The following is a 3426-nucleotide window of genomic DNA, read 5'->3' on the forward strand; positions in this document are numbered from 1 at the left end:
GCCGTAAATCTTGGGCACGTCCCAAGTTGGTTCATGCTCAAAGGAAATACACTGGGCGGGACATTCATCGGCACACTTGGTGCAGGTCTGGCAGAAGCGCCACATACCGGCATCAATGGGAGGTGTAGGTTCAAGCGGCAGGTCAGTGACCAGACTGAATAGACCAACGCAAGGACCAAATTCCGGGCTTATGAAAGCACCATTGTTGCGTGCGCCCTCACCCAAACCGGTAAGGGTAGCAGTGGCAATGGTCGGAATAGCCCCGTTAAATGGCCGGGTATAACCGTAACAGGTGTAACCCAAAACCTGCATAAACATCTGAATACGGGGCTGGATAATAGAGAACTGGCTATACCGCAGGCTGTTTCCGGCACTCCCTATATCAGAGCTGGGAGATGAACGGAACATCTCTTTGTTTAATGGGTGAGTAAAAGCAAAGTCATAAAGCGGTACTTTATCAGGGAATACCAGCTTATCTGCTCCTTCATAGCCTTTTGGTACATCTTCAAAGATATATTTCTTGTGAGCGGTGTCTTTGTCATATTCTCTTACAAGCTTTGTCTTCACCCGGTCAGTAATCTCAGCCATACCTACTTGTGCAGCTCCGAAATGAATCATGGCCGCCCTGATCATTTTGCTGTTTTCCTCAGGAGTACCCTGCCACTTGGGCACGCCCAGAGATTCAGGGGTAGTACTGGAGGCAGGTCCCATGAAAGTGATAGGATACATATAGTTTCCGGAAGATAAAGCCCTGTCTCTAAGAGTCATACCGCTTTGATTGGTCTTTACAGCGTTGGCACTGTAAGCTGCCGCAGCTGCCCTACGCTTTGCACCTTCCTCCGCACCCAAAAAGAAATCCTGGGTGGGGTTGTTTTGACCGGTCCAGATACCGTCGGAGCGGTACATAAGTGACCAGTCCAGTTCAACTGTAGGGTCTTCTAATTCACGGTTTTTAACATACCAGGGGCGTTTCCATTCCGCAGTCGGAGATGACATAAATTCATCAACATCATGAAATACCGGACTAATTGCGGCAGAAGCCCCCAGACCTGCACCTGCCAGTCCGACAGCCTTCATGAAATCCCGTCGGCTTACCATTGAATGAAATCTTGACATTTTTCTCCTCCTCTTTAGCTGGATTGCATATTCTTTCGCAATTCACTAATCAACTAAAACCCTATCTGCCCATTGACCCTCCTAAGATTATTCACTCGGAATGAATGTTCGTTATAGAATATTAACTATCATCTATAACCACTGTCAATTAGTATAAATACTTAATATACTAGGCATTTAGTATATTATCGGTATACTTAATACTCACTCCCTCTGGCTAGCCCATTAATAATGAGTATAATATTTGTATCAGGTATTAATTTTGGTGTTTAATTACCCTGCTAGTAGTTTCAGCAAAATACAACTTAGGAAAATGACATGACCCGTACTCCGAGGCTTAACACTTTTGAAATCTGGGGCATCATAATGCAGGCAAGAGCTGTCGCTTACAACGTAAGAAGAAAGGAACTGACAGAACAGGACCTGACGCCTGAACAAGCGGGCATACTGAATATCCTGCACAAGGGGAAAACCAAAATAATAACCCCGGCCAAAATCGCCAAAGAATATCTGCGGGAACCGCACACTATTTCGGTAATATTAAAACGGATGGAAGACAAAGGCCTGATTGCCCTAACCAAGAACCTAGCCAGACGGAATATGATAAGGGTAACCCTTACTGAAAAAGGGGAGAATGCCAGAACCGATGCATTCCGTCTGGACAGAACAAGCAAGCTTTTTGAAAATCTGTCTGATGACGAAATAAAAACGCTTTATAGTTTGCTTACGAAAGTAATGAACAATTCCATAGAGGCACTGGCAGAATCAGCATCCGATGCCAACCGTGATTTGAGCATTTTTCACGAATATGATACAAAGTTGAAATCTGAGGATTTGCCCTGACAGAACCGGCTTGTTTACATAAGTTTATTCCGGATGCATTTTCAGAATGATATAATCTGCATTTCCCGCATCCGCAGCAGAAACCGTCTGCAATCTTTTTCAATAACATCCTCTGGGGCATTATATTCGGCAGCCAGTTGAGCTGTAATCTGCCCCAAATCCCGCTGGCCGTCACACAGCCTCAGTATGGCAAGCTCTGTCAGGGTAACATTCACCAAGCGGCTTTTAACCGGCTCATACACTACAGGGGTTTTTACTGGAGTGGCAGGCAGGGTAAGTTTACGGCTGATATTCTGCTTGATCCGCAACAGGTCAAAATTAAGTACAGCGACCGTTAAATGTTTATCTAAACGGGGAACTCCCGAAGCGCTTACTGGATAATCCTGATGTGTTTCTGCCTTCGGCGGTATTTGGGCGGCTTTTAACAGGTCTTCTATAAGCGGGTAACGGGACACATACAGCAAAAGGTCACCTACCATAAGCCTTTTAAAAATATCCCGGCTGGGGTGTTTGTTTATCAGCTCTGTCCAGCTGCGGATACTCATTTCGCAGGCTTCCTGACTGGAAAGACCAGAGACTGTTTTATAACTGCGGGAGAGCTTAAACTCTTCTGCTGTTTTACTTTCTATTATCCCGCTCACACCGTATTTTTCAGGCAATCTGGCCACAGCCGAGCCTTTGCCCAAACTGAAATAGTCTATATTGAAAGAGCGGATAATATCCCTGTTGTCCGCCAGAAAGTCAATCGTTTCACCAGCCTCAGCCTCACTTTCAGTCGGAAAACCCAGAAATACGTAAAGGTGATTCCAGATATCTGCCCGGTAAATATTACGGCAGACCTGCACGGCAATCTCTCTGGTTGTGCCTTTTTCCATATGCTCAAGCACCCGGTTACAACCAGACTCAAGCCCCAGAAATAATACCCTGAACCCGGCCTTGCGCATTTTTAGGCACAGTTCCGGGGTAAAGCGGGATTCCAGCCTGACATTTACAGAGCAACTGACCTGTATTCCACCCTTGATGAGTTCATCTGATAATGCGTCTGCCAAACTGGGGGCCAGCCCTTCGTCCGCAAAAGCAAATTTATCAACCTTGTGCCTTACTGAAAGTGACCGCATATCCTCCGCAATTTTGGCAGCCTCCCGTTTCTGGTAGTGCCACCCATACGCTTCGTTATGGGAGCAGAAAGCACACTTGCCCCAATAACACCCGCGGGACCCAAGCAGGGGCAGAACCGGCTCCGGTGAAAGATAATCCTTCAGATTCAGACCATCAAAGCAGGGAGTGGGCAGGGAATTTATTTTCAAGGAAGGTTTGGTCTTGTTTACCTGTATCTGACCGTCAAAATAAATAAGGTTTGGTACTTCGGAAAGGCTTCGCCCGTCTCTAAGGCAATTTGCCAACTCCAGCAGGGGTTGTTCACCCTCATTAACCACCGCACTGTCAAAGAAAAGCTTAAAAAGCTCT

3 protein-coding genes are annotated in these 3426 nt (G+C 46.2%); 1 reads left to right on the forward strand and 2 read right to left on the reverse strand.

Annotated features, from left to right (window positions below; genetic code table 11):
• Positions 1 to 1116: reductive dehalogenase (locus tag WC259_RS08060; RefSeq protein WP_372644182.1), on the reverse strand; the 1116-nt coding region annotated here is incomplete at its 3' end.
• Between the two features lie 318 nt (positions 1117 to 1434).
• Between WC259_RS08060 and WC259_RS08065 the strand changes: the two genes are divergently transcribed.
• Positions 1435 to 1959, forward strand: a complete 525-nt coding sequence (locus WC259_RS08065; protein ID WP_011309977.1) for a MarR family winged helix-turn-helix transcriptional regulator — start codon at positions 1435 to 1437, stop codon at positions 1957 to 1959.
• Between the two features lie 41 nt (positions 1960 to 2000).
• Here WC259_RS08065 and WC259_RS08070 read toward each other — a convergent pair.
• On the reverse strand, positions 2001 to 3426 hold a 1426-nt coding region (locus tag WC259_RS08070), incomplete at its 5' end, for a PqqD family peptide modification chaperone (RefSeq protein ID WP_372644186.1).

The sequence above is a fragment of the Dehalococcoides sp. genome (assembly GCF_041654235.1).
In the GTDB taxonomy this organism is placed as follows: domain Bacteria; phylum Chloroflexota; class Dehalococcoidia; order Dehalococcoidales; family Dehalococcoidaceae; genus Dehalococcoides; species Dehalococcoides mccartyi_B.

Coding starts and splice junctions, on each gene's coding strand:
- WC259_RS08065 (WP_011309977.1), top strand. CDS start 1,435: ATGACCCGTACTCCGAGGCTTAACACTTTTGAAATCTGGGGCATCATA.